This is a genomic window from Azospirillum argentinense, assembly GCF_000632475.1.
In the GTDB taxonomy this organism is placed as follows: Bacteria; Pseudomonadota; Alphaproteobacteria; order Azospirillales; family Azospirillaceae; genus Azospirillum; species Azospirillum baldaniorum.
In genome coordinates this window covers 203543-224232 of the sequence record NZ_CP007796.1, presented here as the reverse complement: position 1 = coordinate 224232, position 20690 = coordinate 203543, and the positions used below count along the sequence as shown (strand labels likewise).

Here is a 20690-nt window from a genome sequence, read left to right as displayed (position 1 = left end):
TCCGCCACACCGGAACCGCATCCATGCTGTCCTCCCCCGTCGCCGCCGCGCTGGCGCGGCGCAACGTCCATTACGGCTGGGCCGTCGTCGGCGTCACCTTCCTGACCATGCTGGTGTCGGCGGGTGCCGTCGGCGCCCCCGGCGTCCTCCTGCTGCCCCTGCAGCGCGAGTTCGGCTGGTCCACCGCCGACATCTCGGTGGCACTGGCCATCCGCCTGCTGCTGTTCGGCCTGATGGGGCCGTTCGCCGCCGCGCTCATCAACCGCTACGGCGTCAAGCGGATGGTGCTGTCCTCGCTGACTCTGGTCAGCGGCGGGCTGCTGCTGTCGCTCGCCATGCGCGAGGTCTGGCAGCTGATCCTGCTCTGGGGCTTCGTCGTCGGCTTCGGCACCGGCCTGACCGCCATGGTGCTGGGCGCCACCGTGGCGACGCGCTGGTTCAGCCGGCGGCGCGGGCTGGTCGTCGGCCTGCTGACCGCCAGCTCGGCCACCGGGCAGCTCGTCTTCATGCCGCTGCTGTCGATGCTGACCGAGCAGATGGGCTGGCGCGTCGCGCTGGCTCTGCTGTGCGGGCTGCTGTGGGTGGCGGCGCTGGCCGTGCTCGCCCTGATGCGCGACCGACCGTCCGACCTCGGGCTGGCCGCCTATGGCGAGGAGGGTGCGGCGACCGCCCCGCCGCCGCCCGCCGGATCGGTGGTGGCCGCCGCGCTGGGCGCCCTGCGCGACGCGTCGAGGACGCGGGTCTTCTGGGTGCTGTTCGCCACCTTCTTCGTCTGCGGGGCGAGCACCAACGGGCTGATCCAGACCCACCTGATCCCGCTCTGCGTCGATTTCGGCGTGCCGGAGGTGCGGGCCGCCGGCCTGCTGGCGCTGATGGGCATCTTCGACTTCGTCGGCACGGTCGCCTCGGGCTGGCTGTCCGACCGCTACGACAACCGCTGGCTCCTGTTCTGGTATTACGGCCTGCGCGGGCTGTCGCTGCTGTTCCTGCCCTATTCCGATTTCACGCTCTATGGCCTGTCGCTGTTCGCGGTGTTCTACGGACTGGACTGGATCGCCACCGTGCCGCCGACCGTCCGGTTGACAGCGGAACGCTTCGGGCGGGAGCGCGCCAACCTCGTCTTCGGCTGGGTGTTCGCCGGTCACCAGATCGGTGCGGCCTGCGCCGCCTTCGGGGCCGGCTACGCCCGCAGCACGCTGGACAGCTATCTGCCGGCCTTCTTCATCGCCGGGCTGCTCTGCCTGGGGGCCGCGCTGCTCGTCCCGACGCTGGGCCGCGCCCCGGCTGCCAAGCCGGCGCCGGCCACCTGAGGGCGCCCATTCAAGACTCCCGCGTTGGCGCAGTAGCCCTCTCCCCTCTGGGGAGAGGGTGGCCCGAAGAGCCGGTGAGGGGGTTGCGCGTAGCGGCACGTTCGGCAAAAGCGCAACACGAGTGGTGTGGTCGGCGTCTCTCAAGGGCACACAGGGGTCGCGCGCGACGCGCGCGTCGCGAGGGGACGCGCGCGAGCGCGNGNGTTGCGCGTAGCGGCACGTTCGGCAAAAGCGCAACCCCCTCACCCCAACCCTCTCCCCAGAGGGGAGAGGGGACAATTAAAGCCCCATCGACTTCGCGCCGGGCTGTGCTTAGATAGGCGCAACCCGGCCCGCTCCGTATATGTGCGGGCCGCCCCCACTGCGTCGATGGACCGACCATGGACAAACTGCACGCGATGCGCGTCTTCGTCCGCGTCGTCGAGGTCAACAGCTTCACCAAGGCCGCCGACACGCTGGGCCTGCCGCGCGCCTCGGTGACGACGACCATCCAGAATCTGGAGGCGGCGCTCGGCGTGCGCCTGCTCCAGCGGACGACCCGCAAGCTGAGCCTGACGCTCGACGGCGCCGCCTATCTGGAGGGCGCCACCCGCATCCTGTCCGACCTGGAGGAGATCGAGACCTCCTTCACCAGCGCCCGCAAGACGCCGCGCGGGCGGCTGCGGGTGGACATGCCGGGCTCGGTCGGGCGGCTCATCATCATCCCGACCATCCACGAGTTCCACGCCCGCTACCCCGACATCGAAATCATGATCGGGATGAGCGACCGCCCCATCGACCTGATCCAGGAGGGGGTAGACTGCGTGCTGCGCGTCGGCGACTTGGTGGATTCCAGCCTGATTGCCCGCCGGGTCGGCGCGTTCCGCCCGGTGACCGTCGCCAGCCCGGCCTATCTCGCCCGCCACGGCACGCCCAAGACCATCGAGGAGCTGGAGGGCCACAGCGCCGTCAACTACTTCACGCGCACCGGCAAGATGCACGAGATGAGCTTCGAGCGCGACGGCGTCATCCACGAGGTGAAGCTGAACGGCCCCGTCTCGGTCAACGACGCCGACGCCTACGTCACCTGCGCGCTGGAGGGGCTGGGCATCGGCCAGACGGCGCGCTTCATGGCGCTGCCCCACCTGCGCAGCGGCGCCCTGGTGGAGATCCTCAAGGAGTGGCGCCCGGCCCTGATGCCGATCTCCGCGCTCTACCCGCACAACCGCCACCTGTCGCCCAAGGTCCGCGCCTTCGTCGACTGGGTCGCCGAGCTGTTCGAGGGCTGCCCGCTGATGCAGGGCGAGGAGATCGACGGTTACGAGTGTCCGGACCGGGAGAAGCCCAAGCCGGCTCCCGCCACCACGGAACCGGAGGGCGCCCGTCTCTGCGTGGTGTGAGCCGGGCCTCCTGTGGATCGGATTGTTCATGCGATCCGAATTGTGTTGCCGTTGACCGCGTATTTATTCCGACCGGCCTAACGCCCACACTCCCTCTTGTTGCAATGCGGGAGGGGTGCTGGGGCACCGTTGGATCATGGGCCGCTCGTCGGAACCGTCGAAAACACGCAAGACCGGGACGGAGCCGTGCCGGCTCTCGGTCGATGACCGGACCATCGCCGGCCACGCCCAGGACATCCGGCTGCGGCTCTACCGGCCGCTGATCGGGCTGACCGTCCCGGCCCTGCTGTATCTGCACGGCGGCGGCTTCACCTCCGGTTCGCTGGAGGAGGCCGAGACCGCCGCCGCTGCCATCGCGGAGAGCGTGCCGGCGCTGGTCGTCTCGGTCGGCTATTCGCTGGCCCCGGCCCACTGCTTCCCCACCGCCGCCCACGACGCCCATCAGGCGGCGCTGTGGACCCTGGCCGAAGCCCGCGACCTGAACATCGCCACGGGCGGGCTGGGCGTGGCCGGGCACGACGCGGGCGGTCATGTCGCCGCCTCGCTGACCTTCCTCGCCCGCGACCAGGGCGAGGTGGACATCCGCGCGCAGGCCCTGCTCGGCCCCATGCTGGACCCCAGCCTGACCCGCGCCGGCGACGCCCAGGCCATGCAGTGCGACGTTCCGGCCACCGCCTACGCGCGCTGCTACCGCGCCTATCTGCCCGATGCGGCGCAGCGTGTGCATCCTTACGCCGCACCATTGGATTCCCGCCGGCTGGCCGGACTGCCGCCGACGCTGATCGTCACCGCGCAGAAGGACGTCCTGCGCATCGAGGCGGAACAGTACGCCGCCAATCTGATCGGAGCCGGCGTGCCCACCGAGGTTATCCGCTTCCCCGCCATTTCGCACGCCGCCCTGCCCGGCCACCGCCCGGCGTTGCTGGCGGTCGCCGATTTTTTCCGCCGCCGCCTGTCCCCCGCGGACGGCCGCGGCGTCCCTGTCTGATCCTCCCCAGGAGAGTGGTCCCATGTCGTTGTCTCCTTCGAAGCTCGCCCTCCTTCTCGCCGTCGGCGCCGCGACCGCCGGTGTCGCCGGTGTCGTCTCCACCCAGGGCCACGCCGACGCCCCCGCGGCGGCCACCGCCGCCCCGCCGCCGCCCGAGGTGGACGTGGCGCCGGTCGTCGCCCGCAAGATCACCGACTGGCAGTCCTACTCGGGCCGCCTGGAGGCGGTCGACCGGGTGGAGGTGCGCCCGCAGGTGTCCGGCGCCATCACCGCCGTGCATTTCCGCAACGGCGCCCTGGTCAAGAAGGGCGATCCCCTCTTCACCATCGACCCGCGCCCCCACGTCGCCGAGGTCGCGCGCGCCGAGGCCCAGGTCGCCGCCGCGCAGGCCGCGGTGCGCTTCACCACCGCCGACCTCGACCGCGCCCAGCGGCTGGTGCAGAACAACACCGTCTCGCGCCAGACGCTCGACGAGAAGGAGAACGCCGCCCGCGAGGCCGGCGCCAACCTGAAGGCGGCGCAGGCGGCCCTCGATCTCGCCCGCATCGACCTGGAGCACACCCAGGTCACCGCACCCATTTCCGGCCGCGTCTCGCGCGCCGAGGTGACGGTGGGCAACGTCGTGGCCTCCGGCGCCTCCGCCGCCCCGCTGACGACCCTGGTCTCGGTCTCGCCGATCTACGCCTCCTTCGACGTCGACGAGCAGACCTACCTGCGCCACATCGCCAGCGTGAAGGACGCCGCCGACGTGCCGGTCCAGCTCGGTCTCGCCAACGAGAACGGCTATTCGCGCGGCGGCACGGTGGAGCATGTGGACAACCGGCTCGATTCCGTGTCCGGCACCATCCGCGTGCGCGCCAAGTTCGACAATCCGGACGGCATGCTGGTCCCCGGCCTCTACGCCCGCGTCAAGGTCGGCGGCAGCACCCCGCACGACGCGCTGATGGTCGAGGACCGCGCCATCAACACCGACCAGGACAAGAAGTTCGTCCTGGTGGTCGGCGGCGACGACACCGTCCAGTACCGCGAAATCATCCCGGGTGCTGCGCAGAACGGGCTGCGGGTGGTCAAGAGCGGCCTCGCCGTCGGGGAGCGCATCGTCGTCAACGGCATCCAGCACGCCCGGCCCGGCGCCCGCATCAGCCCGAAGACCGTGGCGATGGGCAAGCCGGCGGACGCCATCGAAACCGCGTCCAACAACCCCTGATCCCGCCCTCATGAGTCGGACCCCGCTGGGAAGGCCATCATGAACATCTCGAAATTCTTCATCGACCGCCCGATCTTCGCGGGCGTGCTGTCGGTGGCGCTGTTCCTGGCGGGAGCGATCTCGCTGTTCCAGTTGCCCATCTCCGAATACCCGGAGGTCGTTCCGCCGTCGGTCGTCGTGCGCGCCCAGTTCCCGGGCGCCAACCCCAAGGTCATCGCCGAAACGGTCGCCTCCCCATTGGAGGAGCAGATCAACGGCGTCGAGAACATGCTGTACATGCAGTCGCAGGCCAACAGCGACGGCAACATGGCGCTGACCGTGACCTTCCGGCTGGGCACCGACCCGGACAAGGCGCAGCAGCTCGTGCAGAACCGGGTGGCGCAGGCGTTGCCGCGCCTGCCGTCGGACGTGCAGCGGCTGGGCGTAACGACGGTCAAAAGCTCGCCCACCCTGACCATGGTCGTGCATCTGCTGTCGCCCAACGACCGCTACGACATGACCTACCTGCGCAACTACGCCATCCTGAACGTCAAGGACCGGCTGAGCCGGATCAGCGGCGTCGGCGAGGTGCAGGTGTGGGGGGCCGGCGACTACTCCATGCGCGTCTGGCTCGACCCCAACAAGGTCGCCCAGCGCGGCCTGACCGCGTCCGACGTGGTGGCGGCGATCCGCGAGCAGAACGTCCAGGTCGCGGCGGGCGTCATCGGCGCCTCGCCGTCGCTGCCCGACACGCCCCTCCAGCTCTCGATCAACGCGCAGGGGCGCCTGACGACGCCGGAGGAGTTCGGCGCGATCATCCTGAAGACCGGTGAGCAGGGCGGCGTCACCCTGCTGCGCGACGTCGCCCGCGTGGAACTGGCGGCGGCGCAGTATGGCCTGCGCTCGCTGCTCGACAACAAGCCGGCGGTGGCGCTGGGCATCAACCAGTCGCCGGGCGCCAACGCGCTGGCCATTTCCGACGCCATCCGGGCGACCATGGCCGACCTCAAGGCCGACATGCCGGACGGCGTCGATTACAGCATCGTCTACGACCCGACGCAGTTCGTCCGCTCCAGCATCGACGCTGTGATCAGCACCCTGCTGGAGGCGGTCGCCCTGGTCGTGCTGGTGGTCATCATCTTCCTCCAGACGTGGCGCGCTTCGATCATCCCGCTGCTGGCGGTTCCGGTGTCCATCGTCGGCACCTTCTCGCTGATGCTGGGGCTGGGCTACTCGATCAACGCGCTGTCGCTGTTCGGCATGGTGCTGGCCATCGGCATCGTCGTGGACGACGCCATCGTCGTGGTGGAGAACGTCGAGCGCAACATCGAGAACGGCCTGTCGGCCAAGGAAGCCACCTACCGCGCCATGCAGGAGGTCAGCGGCCCGATCATCGCCATCGCGCTGACGCTGGTCGCCGTCTTCGTCCCGCTGGCGGCCATGAGCGGCCTGACCGGCGAGTTCTACAAGCAGTTCGCGATGACCATTGCGATCTCCACCGTCATCTCCGCCTTCAACTCGCTGACCCTGTCGCCGGCCCTGGCGGCGGTCCTGTTGCGCGGCCACGACCAGCCGCAGGACTGGCTGACCCGCGCCATGAACAAGGTCTTCGGCGGCTTCTTCCGGCTGTTCAATCGCGTCTTCCACCGCGCCTCGACCGGCTACGGCCGCGGCGTCGGCGGGGTGGTGCGGCACAAGGGGCTGATGATGCTGGTCTATGTCGGGCTGCTCGGGGTCACCGTGCTGCTCGGCCGCACCGTGCCGATGGGCTTCGTCCCGGCGCAGGACAAGGAATACCTCATCAGCTTCGCCCAGCTTCCCAACGGCGCCTCGCTCGACCGGACGGAGGCGGTGATCCGCGAGATGACCGACATCGCCCTGGCCCGCCCGGGCGTGCAGAGCGCCGTCGCCTTCCCCGGCCTGTCGGTCAACGGCTTCACCAACAGCTCCAGCGCCGGCATCGTCTTCGTCACGCTGAAGCCCTTCGCCGAGCGCAAGGACCCGTCCCTCTCCGCCGCCGCCATCGCCGGTGATCTGCAGAAGCGCTACGCCGGCCTGAAGGAGGCCTTCGTCGCCATCTTCCCGCCGCCCCCAGTGATGGGCCTCGGCACGCTCGGCGGCTTCAAGATGCAGATCGAGGACCGCGGCGCGCTGGGCTACGAGGCGCTGAACGCGGCGGTCGGTTCCTTCCTGAAGAAGGCCATGGAAACGCCGGAGCTGGGGCCGGCCTTCTCCAGCTACCAGATCAACGTGCCGCAGCTCGACGTCGATCTCGACCGCGTGAAGGCCAAGCAGCAGGGCGTGCCCATCGGCGAGGTGTTCGACACCATGCAGATTTATCTGGGCTCGCTCTATGTGAACGACTTCAACAGCTTCGGCCGCGTCTACCAGGTCCGCGTCCAGGCCGACGCGCCCTTCCGCGCCGAATCCGCCGACATCGGCCTGCTGAAGACGCGCAACGCCCAGGGCGACATGGTGCCGCTCTCCTCGCTGGTCACCGTCAAGCAGAGCTACGGGCCGGAGATGGTGGTGCGCTACAACGGCTACACCGCCGCCGACATCAACGGCGGCCCCGCCCCCGGCTATTCGTCGGGCCAGGCCCAGGCGGCGGCGGAGCGCATCGCCCAGGAGACCCTGCCGCGCGGCGTGCGGTTCGAATGGACCGACCTGACCTATCAGGAGATCCTGGCCGGCAACGCGGCGCTGTGGATCTTCCCCATCAGCATCCTGCTCGTCTTCCTGGTGCTGGCCGCCCAGTACGAGAGCCTGACCCTGCCGCTGGCCATCCTGCTGATCGTCCCGATGAGCCTGATGTCGGCACTGGCCGGGGTGTGGCTGACGGGCGGCGACAACAACATCTTCACGCAGATCGGCTTCATGGTGCTGGTCGGCCTGTCGGCGAAGAACGCCATCCTGATCGTCGAGTTCGCCCGCGAGCTGGAGCATCAGGGGCGCAGCGTGGTGCAGGCCGCCATCGAGGCCAGCCGGCTGCGGCTGCGGCCCATCCTGATGACCTCCATCGCCTTCATCATGGGCGTGGTGCCGCTGGTCACCTCGACCGGCGCCGGCGCCGAGATGCGCCACGCGATGGGCGTGGCGGTGTTCGCCGGGATGATCGGCGTCACCCTGTTCGGCTTGATGCTGACGCCGGTCTTCTACGTCCTGCTGCGCACGATGGTCGGGGCCGGCAAGCCGGCGGCGGTGCCGACCGGTCCGGCGCTCGCCCACGGGCATGGGGACGACTGAGCGCCCCTGAGAGAACCGTCGCCTTAACCGCGGCGGGGAGCCGGGGCCGAGCGCCCCGCTCCCCGCCGCGTCGTTTCTTCGCCGACCCTTCCCCTGCTTGCTCTGGCACAACGAACGGCGACGCTTCCGCCGGCACTCTCACCGTCACGCACCGCCCATTCGCTGGCGGCCCCGGTTGGAGACCTCGTCATGTCCAGTACCGCCATCAGCACCACCCTGTACCGCCATCACCACGCCACCGTGGGACAGCTCGTCGACCGGATCGACTCCCTGCTGGCGGCGCCGTCCCCGGTGGCGAACGCCGCCGCTCTCGCCACGGCGGTCCGCGACCTGTTCGGCGTGTTCACCGTCCACCTGTCGCTGGAGGACAGCGCGCTCTACCCGCGTCTGCTGGCCCACCCGACCCCGGCGCTGCGCGCCACGGCGGCGCGCTTCCAGGCCGAGATGGGCAGCCTGCGGGCACGCTTCGACCGCTACCGGTCCAGCTGGCCCGGCCCGCTGGCGGTCTCCAAGGACCCGGAAACCTTCGTCCGCGAGACCCGCGAGGTGGTGACCGCGCTCAAGCACCGCATCGCCCGCGAGGATCTGGAGCTGTACGACGTCATCGACCGCGCCGCCCTCGCCGACAAGACGGCGAACCGCTGAGGGCCTCACTCCTCCGCCGCGATGGCCCGGGCGAACTCGTCGAGCAGAGCGTCGGTGGCCAGCCCATAGTCGTCCGCCACCTCAGCGATCGTCTGGAAACGCGCCATGGGGCAGCCCGGACAGGCCATCCGGTGCTTGAGGAACACGGGAATGGTCGACGGCCAGCGCTCCAGCACATCCTCGACAAGGTCGGAGGACGAGGGCAAGGCCGCGGTGGCGCAGTGTGATGGCGGAGCGATCATCCCGGCACCGTAGCACACCGGAACGCGCGTCTCTTTGCGCCCGCACAAACGGAACGGAGGTTCAGCCCCGCCTACTTCTCCGGTTTCGAGGTCGCTTCCGGCTTTTCCGGCTTGGGCAGATCCTCGGCGATGGCGACCAGGGCGTGCGGCTGGCGGATCGTCACCTGCTGGCGCCCGCCCTCGACGATCCCCTGCCCCTCCCAGCCGCTGAGGATGCGGCTCACCGTGTGCAGCGTGGTCCCGGTCATCTCCGCGATGTCCTGGCGGGACAGCGGAAAGTCGATCTCGACACCGTTCCCCACCCGGCGGCCCGCCTGACGCACCAGACGCAGGAGCGCGTGGGCGACGCGCCGCTCGACCCGCTCGGTGGACAGCTCGCGCAGGCGGGTCTGCACCTCCTGCAGGCGGCGGCCGACGATGTCCAGGGCGTTCAGCGCGATGCGGGGGTAGCGCTCCATCAGTTCGCCCATCGTCGCGGCGGTCCAGTGGACGCCGACGCAATCGACCATGGCGAGCGCGTCGGCGGGGTAGATGCCGCCCGAGAAGACCGCCGCCGTGCCGAACATCTCCCCCGCGCCGATGTAGCGGACCACCAGCTGCTGCCCGTCGGCCCCGGTCTGGACGATCTTGACCCGTCCGTCGATCAGCGCGTGGCAGAGGGCCGCCCGGTCGCCCTGGGAAAAGATGGTGGTTCCCTTCTCGATCCGCCGGGTGTGGGCGGACCGGACGATCTCGGCCAGGGCCGCCGCGTCCAGACCGGAAAACAGCCGCAGGCCACGCAGACTGGCGGGATCGGGGGCAAGCGGCGTCATCGGACCATCCTCAAAAGGCCGTGCCCGACCACCCCTGCGGGCAGCCGTCACGGAAAGGTTGCCTTCCAAGATGACCGCCCGCGCGCCGCGCCGCAACCCGCCTGCGCTCGGCTTGACACTCAAAGCCGGCACTAAGGTGTCAGTTTGTCCTGGAACAAAGAGCCGATAGGACCAGCCCTTTAGGCTTCTCGCCACATCGCAACCCTTCGGACCTCCCCCATGCAGATCGCCGAACAGTCCACCGCGGCCGAGCCGGTCATCGACGTCCAGTCCATTCCGCCCCACCAGCGCCACCCGCTGATCCTCCAGGCCGCGCAGGATCTGGCGCCGGGCCGCGGCTTCGTGCTGGTGAACAACCATGACCCGCGCCCGCTCTATCTCCAGGTCCAGGCACTGTTCGGCGATGCGGTGAGCTGGACCTATCTGGAGCGCGGACCGGAGCGCTGGCGGGTGCGCATCGGGCGGCCCGAGTCCGGGACCGCGCCGGCGACCTCCCTGCGGGTCCTCATCGGGCGCGGCGGGCAGGCGACCGCGGTCGCCGCCGAGACGCCGCTCGGCGTGGCGTATGGCGGGCTGGTCTGCGAGATCACCGACTGCCCGCCGGGCACGACCGCGGAGCAGGTGCTCGACCTGATGCAGGGGGTCATCCCGCCGGCCGGGCAGCTGCACCTGTCCTACGAGCGGCTGGTCGCCCGGCGCTCCGGCTCCTGCTGCGGCGGCATGTGCGGCTGATCGCCCCAGGCGGCGTTTCGGGACCTTGGGCTTGACCGTCATCAAGGATGGTATGACCACCGGGCTGTATTGCCGAAGCCCGGCGGGCTCCGCCCGCCACACGACCATTCCGAAGGGAAGGAGACAGGCGTATGCGCGATCCCGGCTTTATGGCTCTGGATCAGGCCAATGAGACGGCCCCGGACCCCCGTGCCCGCGACGTCGAAGTCCAACTGACGCGGGCCGGGCTGGGGTTCGCGCGGCGGCTCGGCGACCGGGCCGGCGGCCTGCTGTTCGACCGGCTGCTGCGGATTCTGGAGGCGCGCCACCCGCGCGCCTTCACCGCCCTCGGCGAACTGCCCGACGCCCGTCTGCTCATCGACCCGGTGGACGCGCCCGCCGCCCTGCTGCTCCGCGTCGGCCCCGGCCTCGCCCTGCGGGTCTGCGACCGCACCGCCGAGGCGGAGGCCACGGTGCGCGGCCCCTGCGCGCGGCTTCTTGACCTTCTGGAAGGGCGCATCGACGGCGACGCGCTGTTCTTCCGCCGCGAACTCTCCATCGAGGGCGACACCGCCCTGATCCTGGCGCTCCGCAACACGCTGGACGGCGAGGAGATGGACCTGTTCGGCGACGTCGCCGCCGCGGCCGGTCCGCTGCGGCACGCCCTGCCCGTGGCGCGGCGCAACGCCGGGCGGGCGCTCGACCTGCTCGCCACGGCGCGCCGTTTCGCCCCGCCGCCGGTGCGCTGGGGCATGGCCGTTCTGGAGCGCCGGCTCACCGGCCCGCGGCAGGGAGCGTGACGGCATGGGTTCCTTCGAACTGATCTGCCCGGCGGGCAACCCCGCCGCGCTGCGCGCCGCCGTGGACGCGGGCGCCGACGCCGTCTATCTGGGCTTCCGCGACGAGACCAACGCGCGCAACTTCCCCGGCCTGAACTTCTCGCGGCCGGAACTGGCCGAGGCCATCGCCTACGCCCACGCGCGGTCGGTCCAGGTCTTCGTCGCCATCAACACCTACCCCCAGGCCGGCAACCTCGCCCCCTGGCAGCGCGCGGTGGACGACGCCGCGCGGCTGAAGGCGGACGCGGTCATCCTCGCCGACCTCGGTCTGCTCGCCTACGCGGCGGAGCACCACCCCGACCTGCGGCTTCACCTGTCCGTCCAGGCCTCCGCCGCCAACGCCGAGGCGATCCGGCTCTACCGCGAGGCCTTCGGCGTGCGGCGGGTCGTGCTGCCCCGCGTGCTGACGGTGCCGGAGATCGCCCGGCTGAACGCCGAGGTCGATGTGGAGACGGAGGTCTTCGTCTTCGGCGGCCTCTGCCCGATGGCGGAGGGGCGCTGCTCGCTGTCCTCCTACGCGACCGGGTTGTCGCCCAACAAGCAGGGCGTCTGCTCCCCGGCCAGCCATGTCCGCTACGAGCCGCGCGGCGAGGCGCTGGCCTCCCGCCTCGGCGGCTTCACCATCAACGTCTTCGGCGCCGGGGAACCGGCGGGCTACCCGACTCTGTGCAAAGGCCGCTTCGTGCCCGGCGGCGGGACATCCAGCGATCCGGCCTATCTGTTCGAGGAGCCGACCAGCCTCAACGCGCTGGCTCTGCTGCCGGAGCTGAAGGCCGCCAAGGTGTGCGCCCTGAAGATCGAAGGCCGCCAGCGCGGCAAGGCCTACATCGCCGCCGTGGTCAGCGCCTACCGCCGGGCGCTGGACGCGTTCGAACGCGGGCTGCCCGTGCCGGCGCTCGACCTGGAGGCCATGGTCGAGGGCGGGGCCCAGACCACCGGCGCCTACACCCGCGCGTGGCGCTGAGGAGTTGCGTTCATGAAACCCACCCTGACCCTTGGCCCCGTCCTGTTCAACTGGCCGGCGGAGCGCTGGCGCGATTTCTACGCCCGCATCGCCGACGAGGCGCCGGTCGACGCCGTCGTCGTCGGCGAGATCGTCTGCTCCAAGCGCGCCCCCTTCCTCGCCCCGGTCATGGACGAGGTGATCGCCCGTCTGGCCGCCGCCGGGAAGGAGGTCTGGCTCGCCAGCCCGATCCTGGTGGGCAGCGACCGCGAGCGCGCGGCGATGCGCGACCTCGTGGAGAGCGACCTCCTGCCGGTGGAGGCCAACGACATGGGCGCGCTGGCCCTGCTGGAGGGACGCCGTCACGCCGTCGGCCCCTTCATCAACAGCTACAACGAGGCGACCCTGTCCTGGCTGGCCGGGCGCGGCGCCGTCGCGGTGTCGCTGCCGGCGGAGCTTCCTGCCGCCTCGGTCGCCGTGATGGCGAAGACGGGGGCGGCGCTCGGCCTGTCCATGGAGGTGCAGGTGTTCGGGAGGGCGCCGCTCGCCATCTCCGCCCGCTGCTACCACGCGCGGGCGCACGCGCTGCACAAGGATGGCTGCCAGTTCGTCTGCGCCAACGATCCGGACGGCATGCCGGTGAGCACCGTCGACGGCCAGCCCTTCCTGTCGGTCAACGGCACGCAGACGATGTCGCACGGCTATCTGGCGCTGGCGGCGGAGATCGACCGCCTGCGGGCGATGGGCATCCAGCGCTTCCGCCTGTCGCCGCAGGACCTCGACATGGTCGCCGTCGCCACGGCCTTCCGCTCCGTTCTGGACGGCGAGCGCAGCGGACAGGACGTGATGGCGGAGCTGCGCGGCATGACCGCCGTCCCTCTGGAGAACGGCTTCTTCCACAACATGGCGGGTGCGGCCTACGCCGACGCCCCGGCCGCCTGACGCGTCCGCCATCCGCCCGCCATCCGACGTCCGTCGGACCGCCGCTCCCGCGCGGTCCGGCTGACTTTTGAGTCCGTTGAAACTTTTGAGTCCGTTAAACGAGGAAACCCCTATGAAGCGCATGTTTGCCCTGCTCGCCTTCGCGCTGGTCGCGTCGTCCCCCGGCTTTGCCGCCGCGCAGGACGCCGATGCCGGCGCGAAGGTGTTCAACCAGTGCAAGGCCTGCCACACCATCGAGGCCGGCGGTCCGAACCGCGTCGGCCCCAACCTGCACGGTGTCGTCGGCCGCAAAGCCGGTGCCGTCGAAACCTACAAGTACTCCGATGCCATGAAGAACGCCGGGGCCTGGGACGAGGCGACGCTCGACGCCTATCTGGCGGACCCGAAGAGCGCCGTCCCCGGCAACAAGATGGCCTTCGCCGGCGTGAAGAACGAGCAGGCCCGCAAGGACTTGATCGCCTATCTGAAAAAGAACAGCTGACGAAATCGTCCGTTTTCCTTGGCGGCTTGACCGCCGTCAAGGATGGGAGGGCGACCAGCCGCTAGGATAACCGCACAATCGTTGATCGATTGCGTCCCCGCTGGACGAGTACCCTCCCGTTTTTCTGCCCCCTCCAAGCCCATCGGTTCTTCGCCGGTGGGCTTTTTTCCTTTCAAGAACGGCCGCGGACGAGAAGGCGGCCGAAGGCGGCCAGGAACAGGACCACTGCCACGCCCCAGGCGCCGGCCGCAGCCAGCAGCCACAGCGGGCCATCTTCTTCCGCCGCCGCGGCAACCGCCCGCAAGGCAACGGCGAGCGTGGTGAGCGCGTAGCAGCTCGTCACAACCGCCGACCGCCCGAAGGCGTTTCCGGCGTGCTTGCGGATCATGCTCGACATCACCGCGAAGCCCATCAGCCCGAGCGCCCCGACCGTCCAGAAATGCACCGCCATGCCGGGCGACGCCGCCACGGCGGCGAAACCCAGCGGGACGCAGGCGTAGGCGGTGTGCACGGCGAGGACCGATGGCCGGTCGAGCGTCCGCCAGCCTCGCCATTGCAGCAGCCGGGCCGTCTGCATCAGCGCGGCGAGAAGGCTTGCGGCGGCCGTCGTTCCCGAACTTGGCTCGGCTAGCCAGCCGGCCAGCGCACCGGCGGCGGCCAGGGCGGCGGCACGCTCGAACCAGGGACGCCCGGTGAACAGCCCCGCCTTGCTGGGCAGCCCCAGATGGGTGGCGGTCAGGCTCGGCGCGATGCGCCCGCCCAGCACCATGGCCAGCCCGAGCGACAGCGCCAAGCCGGACGGAACGGCGTCGCACAGCGCCGCCCCGGCCAGCGCGCCGACCAGGGCCGCGACGACGGCGTTGCGCCGGTCCCGCGCGGCGGCGATCTGTGCGGTCACGAGAAGGGCCAGCGCGGCGAGGAACGGCGCGTGCGCGGGGACCACCCAGGGCGACAGCGCCCGTCCCGCCAGCCAGAGCGGCACGAGGAGCGGCCAGAGGCGCGCGCCGACCAGCGGCCGCTTGGTCCAGCGCGGCAAAGCAGTGCGCAGGAATCCCGCCATCATCGCCGGCAGCGTGCCGAACAGCAGCGCCCGCCCGTGCCACCCCGGCAGGTCGGCGATCACGTTGGAGACGTCCCAGCCCAGGAGCGCCGGCATCCACAGCCCCACCGCCAGCAGCGCGTCCAACGCCGTCAGCAGGAAGAAGGGACGGAACGGCACCGTCAGGCCCCGCTCCGCCTGGACAGGATCATGAGGTGTGATGACCGTTGGGAAGGCCGACGTTGCAGTGCCGCCGAAGCTGCTCGACGGACCGGACCCGGACGGTGTTGCCGGTGACGTGCAACTGGTGCGGGGAGAGCTTGGTGAAGGTGCGGGACAGCTGTTCCGGCGTCATGCCGAGGCGGCTGGCCAGCACGCGCTTGCTGACCGGCAATTCGACGGTCGCGCCGTCCTCCGCCTCGTCCTGAGGCGACGGATCGACCTGCGACAGGATGAAGGCGGCGAGCCGCTGGGTCGTCGTGCGCAGCTTCAGATTCTTGACCTCGCGCACCAGCCCGCGGCACTGCCCGACCAGCGTGCTCATCACCCGCAGCGCCAGCGCGTGGTCGCGGGCGACCTGCGCGCGCAGGACGGGCGCGGCCAGCATGAGAATGCGCGATGATTCCAGCGTCCGCGCCGACATCAGGTACGGCGCGTCGGCCAGCACCGCCGCCGGCACGAAGCAATCGCCGGGGCGCACGATGTCGATCACCGTCTCCTGCCCCGCCTCGTCGCAGCCGGCCAGCATCGCCGTGCCCTCGACGAGGATGTGCAGGAAGTCGGGAATCTCGCCCTCCGCGAACAGCCGTGTCTCGCGCGGGAACCACTGGAGAAGCGCCCCGTAGGTCAGCGCCTCCAAGGTCTCGTCGCCGACTCCCTCGAACAGCGGGAGGTCGCGCATCAGCGTCAGGGCGCCCTGTCTCATCGTCCCGGCTCTGCTGTCGCGGTCAGGCTTCGGAGGCGGGCTTGCGCGACGCCTCCACCATGACCGGTGCGTCATCGTCCTTCAGGCCGGCCTTGAAGGACTTCACGCCCTTGGCGAGGTCGCCCATGACCTTGGGCAGCTTGCCCGCGCCGAACAGCAGCAGGACGAGCAGCAGGACGATGGCCCAATGCATCAGGCTGAAACTTCCCATGACGATGGTCTCCTGGGTGAAGGGCGGTCAGGCGCGCAGCGCGAGGACGCTGCCGTCGCGGCGGGTGAGGCGGGCGGCGGTGCCCGGAAAACGGTCGAGCAGGACGGCGGCCCGCGCTTCCGGCGCGACCGACAGAGCGGTGGACAGGGCGTCGGCGGTGGTGGCGTCGGGGGCGAGCACGGTGACCGCCAGCCACTCCCGCGCGCAGCCGCCCGTCGCCGGGTCGAACAGATGGGTGAAGCGCCCGGCGGGATCGAAGGGCGTGCCGTAGCCGCCCGACGTCGCCACCGCCCGGTCCGCGATCTCCAGCGTGCCGGCGTTGCGGCCGTCCACGAGCGGATCGGCGAGGCCGACCGACCAGGGGCGGCCCGAGGGGTGATGGCCGAGCGCGCGGATTTCGCCCAGATCGACCAGCACGTCGGTCATGCCCTCCGCCCGCAGCCGTTCGGACACGCGGTCGGTGACGTAGCCCTGGGCGATGCCGTTCAGCGTCACCGCCATGCCGCGCCCGGCAAAGGCGACGCGGCCCGGTTCGACACGAAGCTTGCGGTGATCGACCAACTCTCTGGCCGCGCGGAGGACGGCCTCCGGCGGGCCGGCGGGATCGGCGCCGGGGCGGGCGAAATGGCCGGCGTAGAGCTGCCACAGCGGCTGCACGGTCGGGTCGAAGGCGCCGTCGGTGCGGCGGCTGAAGGCCGCGGCCTCGGACAGCAGCCGGACGAGATCGGCCGGCGGCGCGTCGAGAACGCCGTCGCGGTTCAGGCGGGCCAGCGCCGAATCCGTCCGGTAGAGGCTGAAGACCCGCTCCAGCCGCGCGACCTCCTCCAGGCAGAGCACGATCAGCCGGTCGGCCTCGGCGGGGTCCCGGTGCGCCAGCTGGATCATGGAATCCGCGCCCAGCGCGACGCCGCGCCACGTCCGCACCGGCGCGCCCGCCGCCCGGAGGCCGCCCGGCAGCAGCGCCAGCCCGGCGGCCGTCGCGGCGATGCCGAGAAAGCGGCGGCGGGTGGTCATGGCGTGCCTCCGTGCCCGGCGCCGTGGCCGCCGCCATGATTGCCGCCCTGCTCCGCCGGCTCGTCCGCTGCGGTCTGTTCCGAGGGAAGCGTGGGATGTAGGATCTCGTCCTCGGTCACCTCGGCGAAGCGCTTGATTGCGCCGCCGTTCTCGGCGGCGAAGCGGCGGGCGGCGGCCTCGTCGCCGAAGGGGAAGGGCTCGGCCTCGCCCATGCCGCCGCGCTGGCGGCTGCCCACCACGTACCAGGCCTTGCGCGCCTCGATCCAGACGGTCAGGTCGGGCTTGCGCGGGTCGGCGGCCTGGCCGACGTCGGTCACGTAGATGGCGCGGACGTCCTTCTCCTCCTCCGGCAGCATGGTGAAGGCGAAGGTGTCGCGGACGGAGGACAGCCAGACCGGACGGTCGCGCCCGCCGACCAGGATCTGCCCCTTCGGGCCGGGATGGTCGGCAAGGTTCATGCCGCAATAGTGGCCGATCGCGTCGGCGGTGATGGCGACGGGCGGCGGCGGGGCGGTCTCCGCCTTCTGCTGCTGGCAGGCGGACAGCGGCAGCAGCAGGCAGGCGGCCAGCAGCGTGGCTCTCAGGGAGGTGTTCATCAGATCTGCCTTCTGGAAAAGAGGACGGCGGCCAGCGCCAGCGGTGCGGCGACCCAGCCGGCCAGCACGGCCAGCAGGACGGAGGCCGACACCTGCACCTGCGCGGCCAGCCCGGCGGTGCCGGCGAACTGGCTGACGCTCTTGAAGCCGGTCAGGTTGAAAAGGCGGAAGGCGTCCGCCGGGTTGGCGAGCAGCAGCCCGTTCAGCAGGCCGGCGTTCACCGTCTTGCCGCCGTCGGCCACCAGCAGCCCCAGCAGCGCCATGTCGTAGAGCAGGACCAGCACCAGCCAGATCGCCACGGCGATGCCCGCCGCCGTGCCGCGGTCGCGGACCAGCGTGGAGGCGAGGTAGCCCATGGCCGTGAAGGCGGCGCCCAGCAGGACGCTCGATCCGATCATGGCGGCGAAGGCGCGCCAGCTCTCAGGCCCGATCTCGGTCCCGCTCATGGCCAGCGCCACCCCGGCGGCGCCATAGCCCAGCACGGTGGCGAAGGCGATGATCGCGGCGTGACCGAGGAACTTGCCGATCAGCACCTGCCAGCGCGCCACCGGATAGGACAGCAGCAGAGTCATGGTGCCGCGGTCGATCTCGCCCACCACCGCGTCGAAGGACAGCAGCAGCGCGATCAGCGGCAGCAGGAAGATGGTCAGGCTGGACAGGCTGACGATGGTCACCTCCACCCGGCCCACGCCGACCGTGCCGGTCGGGGCGGCCCCCAGGAAGCTCAGCGTCAGCGCCAGCGCCGCCATCAGCAGCGTGGTGGCGACGACCCAGCGGTTGCGCAGGCCGTCGCGCACCTCCTTGGCGGCGATCGTCAGAAGCGTGTTCATTCCGCAGCCTCCCGGCGCAGGAAGTGGGCGTACATCTCGTCCAGGCTCGGCTGGACGACCTCGATGTCGGCGAGCTCCGGGCCCTCGCAGGCGATCTGGCGGAGCGTCGCCACCTTGTCGTCGTTGGCGCAGGTCGTCTCCACGACCTCCCCGGACGGCAGGGTCAGGCGGATGCGCACCGGCAGCTGGGCCAGCCCGCGCAGCGTGGCGAGCGAGCCGTCGGCGACCTTGCGCCCGCGGTTCATGACCACGACGCGGTCGGCCTGCCCCTCCAGCTCGGTCAGGGCGTGGCTGCACAGCAGGACGGTGGTGCCGGCGTCGCGCAGGTCCCGCACGATCTCGTAGAAGCTCTGGCGCAGCGCCGGGTCGAGGCCGGTCGTCGGCTCGTCCAGGAACAGCACCTTCGGCCCGCCGAGCAGCGCCTGGGCCAGCGCCAGCCGCTGCCGCATGCCCTTCGAATAGGTGCCGACACGGCGCTTCACCGCGGCGGGCTCCAGCCCCACCCGCTCGAACAGCGCGTCGTTGCCGTCGCGCGGCACCCGCTTCAGCCGGGCGTAGAAGTCCAGCGTCTCGCGCCCCGTCATGCTGGGATGGAAGGCGACGCTTTCGGGCAGGAAGCCGACCTGCCGGCGGATGTGCGAGGCGGCGGCACTCGCCGGGTCGCCGCCCAGCACGCGGATGCCGCCGGCGGTCGGCGTGGTCAGCCCGAGCATCAGCTTGATCAGCGAGCTCTTGCCGGCGCCGTTGTGGCCGACCATGGCCACGCATTCTCCGGCGGCGAGGTCCAGATCCACCTCGCGCACGGCGAAGGCGTCGCCGTAGCGCTTGGAGACTCCCTCCACACGGATGGTCGGTGTGTCGGTCATTGGGCGTTCCTTTCCGCCGTTTGGGGGAGCGCCGGAGACGGCGGCGGGCTCATCAGAGGGGCGCTGTCGATCACGCCGCCGGGGTGCAGCGCCGGGAACTGCTTCTGCGCCCAGCGGATCACCTGCACGCCGGGGCTGTTCATCAGCAGCTTCGCCGCCGGGTAGGCCCACATCACGCGGTCGACCACGTCGTTGGGGCGGTAGGCCTCGTCGGCGACGCCGTCGCCGTTCAGGTCGAAGGCGGCGTTGTCGGACCAGTAGTTGCCGCGCCCCTTCTCCGACCAGTCGAGGTGACGGGTCCCGACATACTTGACCTGGGTGCGGTTGCCGATGAAGGCGTTGCCGGTCAGCGTGTTGCGCTCCGACCCGGCGGTGAAGTGCACGCCGATCTCGCAGCCCTCGAACCGGTTGCCGGTGAAGCGGTTCTTGTTGGCGTTGTAGATGAAGACGCATTTCCAGGTGCCGGTGCGCTGGCCCTCCACCGGGCCGTCGGTCGCCACCGGCATGTCCTTGTCGGCCACCACCTCCACCGGCGCCGCCTGTTCGGGCGACAAATGGCCGTCGACCACGTTGCCCTCGATGAGCGCGCTGTTGGCGTAGTTCAGCAGCAGCCCATGCTCCCGGTCGCCCTGCGAGCGGTTGTTCCGGATCACGAGGTTGTTGGAATACATGATCGCGTAGCCGACATGGTTGCCGACCGAGACGTTGTCCGACACCTCGGAATCGTTCGTGTACATGTAATGGACGGCGAAGCGCACCCGCTCGAACCGGTTGCGGGCGAACAGGTTCTTCTTCGACGTCGTCGTGAAGATGCCGTCGCGCCCGTCCTGGACGCGGTTGTCCAACACCTGCGTGCCCGGCGCGTTCCACAGCTGGATGCCGTTGCCGCGTTCGGACAGGCGCAGATCGGTGCGCCCGATGACGTCGTTGCGCTGGACCATCACATCGTGGGCGCCCCACACATAGATGCCGATCAGGTTGTCGCGCAGCCGGTTGCCCTCGATCACGCCACGGTGCGCCTCCTTGCCCAGGAAGATTCCGGTGTTCTGCTCGGACAGGCTGATGCCGGAGTTGCGGACCTCGACGTTGCGCACGGTCACGTCGGGGGCGAAGACCGTCACGGCGTTCCCCTCCCCTCCCCCGTCGATGACGGCCCCGGGCTCGCCGAGCAGCGTGACCGGCTTGCGGACCACGACGGGGCCGGGGTGCGTGCCGGGGGCGAGGACGAGCGTGTCGCCGGGCACCGCCGCGGCGAGCGCGCCGTCCAGCCCACCCGGCGCCACCGTCACCGTGGCGGCACCGGCCGTCCCGGCGGCGAAGACCAGCGCCGCGGCGAAGAGGGGGAGTGGGGAGTGATGGGGCATTGGCTTGCCTTGATTGTTTTGCGGCGTGTTGCCCCCACCCCGGCCCTCCCCCGCTGGGCGGGGGAGGGAGATGGGGCGACCCTTGTTCCCTCCCCTGCGAAGCGGGGGAGGGTTAGGGTGG

General features: G+C 70.7%; 21 protein-coding genes. 11 read left to right on the top strand and 10 right to left on the bottom strand.

Annotation, left to right across the window (positions count from 1 at the left end; translation table 11 throughout):
- The first annotated feature begins 23 nt into the window (after window positions 1–23).
- From ABAZ39_RS27265 to ABAZ39_RS27240, 6 genes are all read left to right on the top strand, one after another.
- Window positions 24–1310, top strand: a complete 1287-nt coding sequence (locus ABAZ39_RS27265) for an MFS transporter (protein WP_040137457.1) — start codon at window positions 24–26, stop codon at window positions 1308–1310.
- A 380-nt stretch (window positions 1311–1690) separates the two neighbouring features.
- Window positions 1691–2689, top strand: a complete 999-nt coding sequence (locus ABAZ39_RS27260) for a LysR family transcriptional regulator (protein WP_014199263.1) — start codon at window positions 1691–1693, stop codon at window positions 2687–2689.
- A gap of 136 nt (window positions 2690–2825) precedes the next feature.
- The gene (locus ABAZ39_RS27255; RefSeq protein ID WP_040137456.1) at window positions 2826–3677 is read left to right on the top strand and encodes an alpha/beta hydrolase; all 852 of its coding nucleotides are present in this window, start codon (window positions 2826–2828) and stop codon (window positions 3675–3677) included.
- A 22-nt stretch (window positions 3678–3699) separates the two neighbouring features.
- Window positions 3700–4884, top strand: coding sequence for an efflux RND transporter periplasmic adaptor subunit (locus ABAZ39_RS27250; RefSeq protein WP_040137455.1), 1185 nt, complete (start codon window positions 3700–3702; stop codon window positions 4882–4884).
- A gap of 39 nt (window positions 4885–4923) precedes the next feature.
- Entirely contained in the window at window positions 4924–8109 is a 3186-nt protein-coding gene (locus ABAZ39_RS27245) for an efflux RND transporter permease subunit (RefSeq protein ID WP_014199266.1), read from the top strand.
- A 189-nt stretch (window positions 8110–8298) separates the two neighbouring features.
- Window positions 8299–8754: a hemerythrin domain-containing protein gene (locus ABAZ39_RS27240; protein ID WP_040137454.1), complete on the top strand. Its 456-nt coding sequence runs from the start codon at window positions 8299–8301 to the stop codon at window positions 8752–8754.
- Window positions 8755–8759: 5 nt separating this feature from the next.
- Here the strand turns inward: ABAZ39_RS27240 and ABAZ39_RS27235 are convergent, their stop codons facing one another.
- Together ABAZ39_RS27235 and ABAZ39_RS27230 are read right to left on the bottom strand one after the other, a co-directional pair.
- Window positions 8760–8996, bottom strand: coding sequence for a DUF1858 domain-containing protein (locus ABAZ39_RS27235; RefSeq protein ID WP_081863378.1), 237 nt, complete (start codon window positions 8994–8996; stop codon window positions 8760–8762).
- Between the two features lie 71 nt (window positions 8997–9067).
- Window positions 9068–9808 carry a Crp/Fnr family transcriptional regulator gene (locus ABAZ39_RS27230; RefSeq protein ID WP_040137452.1) on the bottom strand — a complete coding sequence of 247 codons (741 nt, stop codon included), beginning with the start codon at window positions 9806–9808 and terminating at the stop codon, window positions 9068–9070.
- Window positions 9809–10027: 219 nt separating this feature from the next.
- Between ABAZ39_RS27230 and ABAZ39_RS33490 the strand changes: the two genes are divergently transcribed.
- The 5 genes from ABAZ39_RS33490 (at window position 10028) to ABAZ39_RS27205 (ending at window position 13724) form a co-directional block, all read left to right on the top strand.
- Entirely contained in the window at window positions 10028–10540 is a 513-nt protein-coding gene (locus ABAZ39_RS33490; protein WP_051658622.1) for a DUF2249 domain-containing protein, read from the top strand.
- Between the two features lie 131 nt (window positions 10541–10671).
- On the top strand, window positions 10672–11319 hold the full coding sequence (gene ubiT, locus ABAZ39_RS27220; RefSeq protein ID WP_040137451.1) for a ubiquinone anaerobic biosynthesis accessory factor UbiT: 648 nt from the start codon (window positions 10672–10674) through the stop codon (window positions 11317–11319).
- Between the two features lie 4 nt (window positions 11320–11323).
- Window positions 11324–12322: a ubiquinone anaerobic biosynthesis protein UbiU gene (ubiU, locus tag ABAZ39_RS27215; RefSeq protein WP_040137450.1), complete on the top strand. Its 999-nt coding sequence runs from the start codon at window positions 11324–11326 to the stop codon at window positions 12320–12322.
- 12 nt (window positions 12323–12334) lie between these two features.
- Window positions 12335–13243, top strand: coding sequence for a ubiquinone anaerobic biosynthesis protein UbiV (gene ubiV, locus ABAZ39_RS27210; RefSeq protein ID WP_040137449.1), 909 nt, complete (start codon window positions 12335–12337; stop codon window positions 13241–13243).
- A gap of 112 nt (window positions 13244–13355) precedes the next feature.
- Window positions 13356–13724: a c-type cytochrome gene (locus tag ABAZ39_RS27205; RefSeq protein ID WP_040137448.1), complete on the top strand. Its 369-nt coding sequence runs from the start codon at window positions 13356–13358 to the stop codon at window positions 13722–13724.
- A gap of 172 nt (window positions 13725–13896) precedes the next feature.
- Here the strand turns inward: ABAZ39_RS27205 and ABAZ39_RS27200 are convergent, their stop codons facing one another.
- Genes ABAZ39_RS27200 through ABAZ39_RS27165 form a run of 8 tightly spaced genes read right to left on the bottom strand, consistent with a single transcriptional unit; the run spans window position 13897 to window position 20569 of the window.
- Window positions 13897–14943 (bottom strand): NnrS family protein, encoded by a 1047-nt coding sequence (locus tag ABAZ39_RS27200; protein ID WP_081863377.1) that lies wholly within the window; start codon window positions 14941–14943, stop codon window positions 13897–13899.
- Window positions 14944–14971: 28 nt separating this feature from the next.
- Window positions 14972–15688 carry a cyclic nucleotide-binding domain-containing protein gene (locus tag ABAZ39_RS27195; protein WP_040137446.1) on the bottom strand — a complete coding sequence of 239 codons (717 nt, stop codon included), beginning with the start codon at window positions 15686–15688 and terminating at the stop codon, window positions 14972–14974.
- Window positions 15689–15710: 22 nt separating this feature from the next.
- On the bottom strand, window positions 15711–15899 hold the full coding sequence (locus ABAZ39_RS27190; protein ID WP_035682005.1) for a twin-arginine translocase TatA/TatE family subunit: 189 nt from the start codon (window positions 15897–15899) through the stop codon (window positions 15711–15713).
- Window positions 15900–15926: 27 nt separating this feature from the next.
- A complete protein-coding gene (locus ABAZ39_RS27185; protein WP_040137445.1) occupies window positions 15927–16913 on the bottom strand; it encodes an FAD:protein FMN transferase in 987 nt (328 codons plus the stop codon).
- A complete protein-coding gene (locus ABAZ39_RS27180; RefSeq protein WP_051658621.1) occupies window positions 16910–17509 on the bottom strand; it encodes a nitrous oxide reductase accessory protein NosL in 600 nt (199 codons plus the stop codon). Before ABAZ39_RS27180 ends, ABAZ39_RS27185 begins: the two co-directional genes overlap by 4 nt.
- The gene (locus ABAZ39_RS27175) at window positions 17509–18339 is read right to left on the bottom strand and encodes an ABC transporter permease (RefSeq protein WP_040137444.1); all 831 of its coding nucleotides are present in this window, start codon (window positions 18337–18339) and stop codon (window positions 17509–17511) included. The genes ABAZ39_RS27180 and ABAZ39_RS27175 overlap by 1 nt, the downstream gene beginning before the upstream one ends.
- On the bottom strand, window positions 18336–19205 hold the full coding sequence (locus ABAZ39_RS27170) for an ABC transporter ATP-binding protein (RefSeq protein ID WP_040137443.1): 870 nt from the start codon (window positions 19203–19205) through the stop codon (window positions 18336–18338). The genes ABAZ39_RS27175 and ABAZ39_RS27170 overlap by 4 nt, the downstream gene beginning before the upstream one ends.
- Window positions 19202–20569, bottom strand: a complete 1368-nt coding sequence (locus tag ABAZ39_RS27165; RefSeq protein ID WP_040137442.1) for a nitrous oxide reductase family maturation protein NosD — start codon at window positions 20567–20569, stop codon at window positions 19202–19204. The genes ABAZ39_RS27170 and ABAZ39_RS27165 overlap by 4 nt, the downstream gene beginning before the upstream one ends.
- Window positions 20570–20690 lie beyond the last annotated feature (121 nt).

Bases quoted from the DNA above. Each gene is read 5' to 3' on its own strand.
- ubiV (WP_040137449.1), top strand. From the start codon at position 12,335: ATGAAACCCACCCTGACCCTTGGCCCCGTCCTGTTCAACTGGCCGGCG.
- ABAZ39_RS27180 (WP_051658621.1), bottom strand. From the start codon at position 17,509: ATGAACACCTCCCTGAGAGCCACGCTGCTGGCCGCCTGCCTGCTGCTG.
- ABAZ39_RS27175 (WP_040137444.1), bottom strand. From the start codon at position 18,339: ATGAACACGCTTCTGACGATCGCCGCCAAGGAGGTGCGCGACGGCCTG.
- ABAZ39_RS27235 (WP_081863378.1), bottom strand. From the start codon at position 8,996: ATGATCGCTCCGCCATCACACTGCGCCACCGCGGCCTTGCCCTCGTCC.
- ABAZ39_RS27170 (WP_040137443.1), bottom strand. From the start codon at position 19,205: ATGACCGACACACCGACCATCCGTGTGGAGGGAGTCTCCAAGCGCTAC.
- ABAZ39_RS27185 (WP_040137445.1), bottom strand. From the start codon at position 16,913: ATGACCACCCGCCGCCGCTTTCTCGGCATCGCCGCGACGGCCGCCGGG.
- ABAZ39_RS27245 (WP_014199266.1), top strand. From the start codon at position 4,924: ATGAACATCTCGAAATTCTTCATCGACCGCCCGATCTTCGCGGGCGTG.
- ABAZ39_RS27265 (WP_040137457.1), top strand. From the start codon at position 24: ATGCTGTCCTCCCCCGTCGCCGCCGCGCTGGCGCGGCGCAACGTCCAT.
- ABAZ39_RS27240 (WP_040137454.1), top strand. From the start codon at position 8,299: ATGTCCAGTACCGCCATCAGCACCACCCTGTACCGCCATCACCACGCC.
- ABAZ39_RS27205 (WP_040137448.1), top strand. From the start codon at position 13,356: ATGAAGCGCATGTTTGCCCTGCTCGCCTTCGCGCTGGTCGCGTCGTCC.
- ABAZ39_RS27190 (WP_035682005.1), bottom strand. From the start codon at position 15,899: ATGGGAAGTTTCAGCCTGATGCATTGGGCCATCGTCCTGCTGCTCGTC.
- ubiT (WP_040137451.1), top strand. From the start codon at position 10,672: ATGCGCGATCCCGGCTTTATGGCTCTGGATCAGGCCAATGAGACGGCC.
- ABAZ39_RS27195 (WP_040137446.1), bottom strand. From the start codon at position 15,688: ATGAGACAGGGCGCCCTGACGCTGATGCGCGACCTCCCGCTGTTCGAG.
- ABAZ39_RS27260 (WP_014199263.1), top strand. From the start codon at position 1,691: ATGGACAAACTGCACGCGATGCGCGTCTTCGTCCGCGTCGTCGAGGTC.
- ABAZ39_RS27230 (WP_040137452.1), bottom strand. From the start codon at position 9,808: ATGACGCCGCTTGCCCCCGATCCCGCCAGTCTGCGTGGCCTGCGGCTG.
- ABAZ39_RS27165 (WP_040137442.1), bottom strand. From the start codon at position 20,569: ATGCCCCATCACTCCCCACTCCCCCTCTTCGCCGCGGCGCTGGTCTTC.
- ABAZ39_RS27255 (WP_040137456.1), top strand. From the start codon at position 2,826: ATGGGCCGCTCGTCGGAACCGTCGAAAACACGCAAGACCGGGACGGAG.
- ABAZ39_RS27250 (WP_040137455.1), top strand. From the start codon at position 3,700: ATGTCGTTGTCTCCTTCGAAGCTCGCCCTCCTTCTCGCCGTCGGCGCC.
- ubiU (WP_040137450.1), top strand. From the start codon at position 11,324: ATGGGTTCCTTCGAACTGATCTGCCCGGCGGGCAACCCCGCCGCGCTG.
- ABAZ39_RS33490 (WP_051658622.1), top strand. From the start codon at position 10,028: ATGCAGATCGCCGAACAGTCCACCGCGGCCGAGCCGGTCATCGACGTC.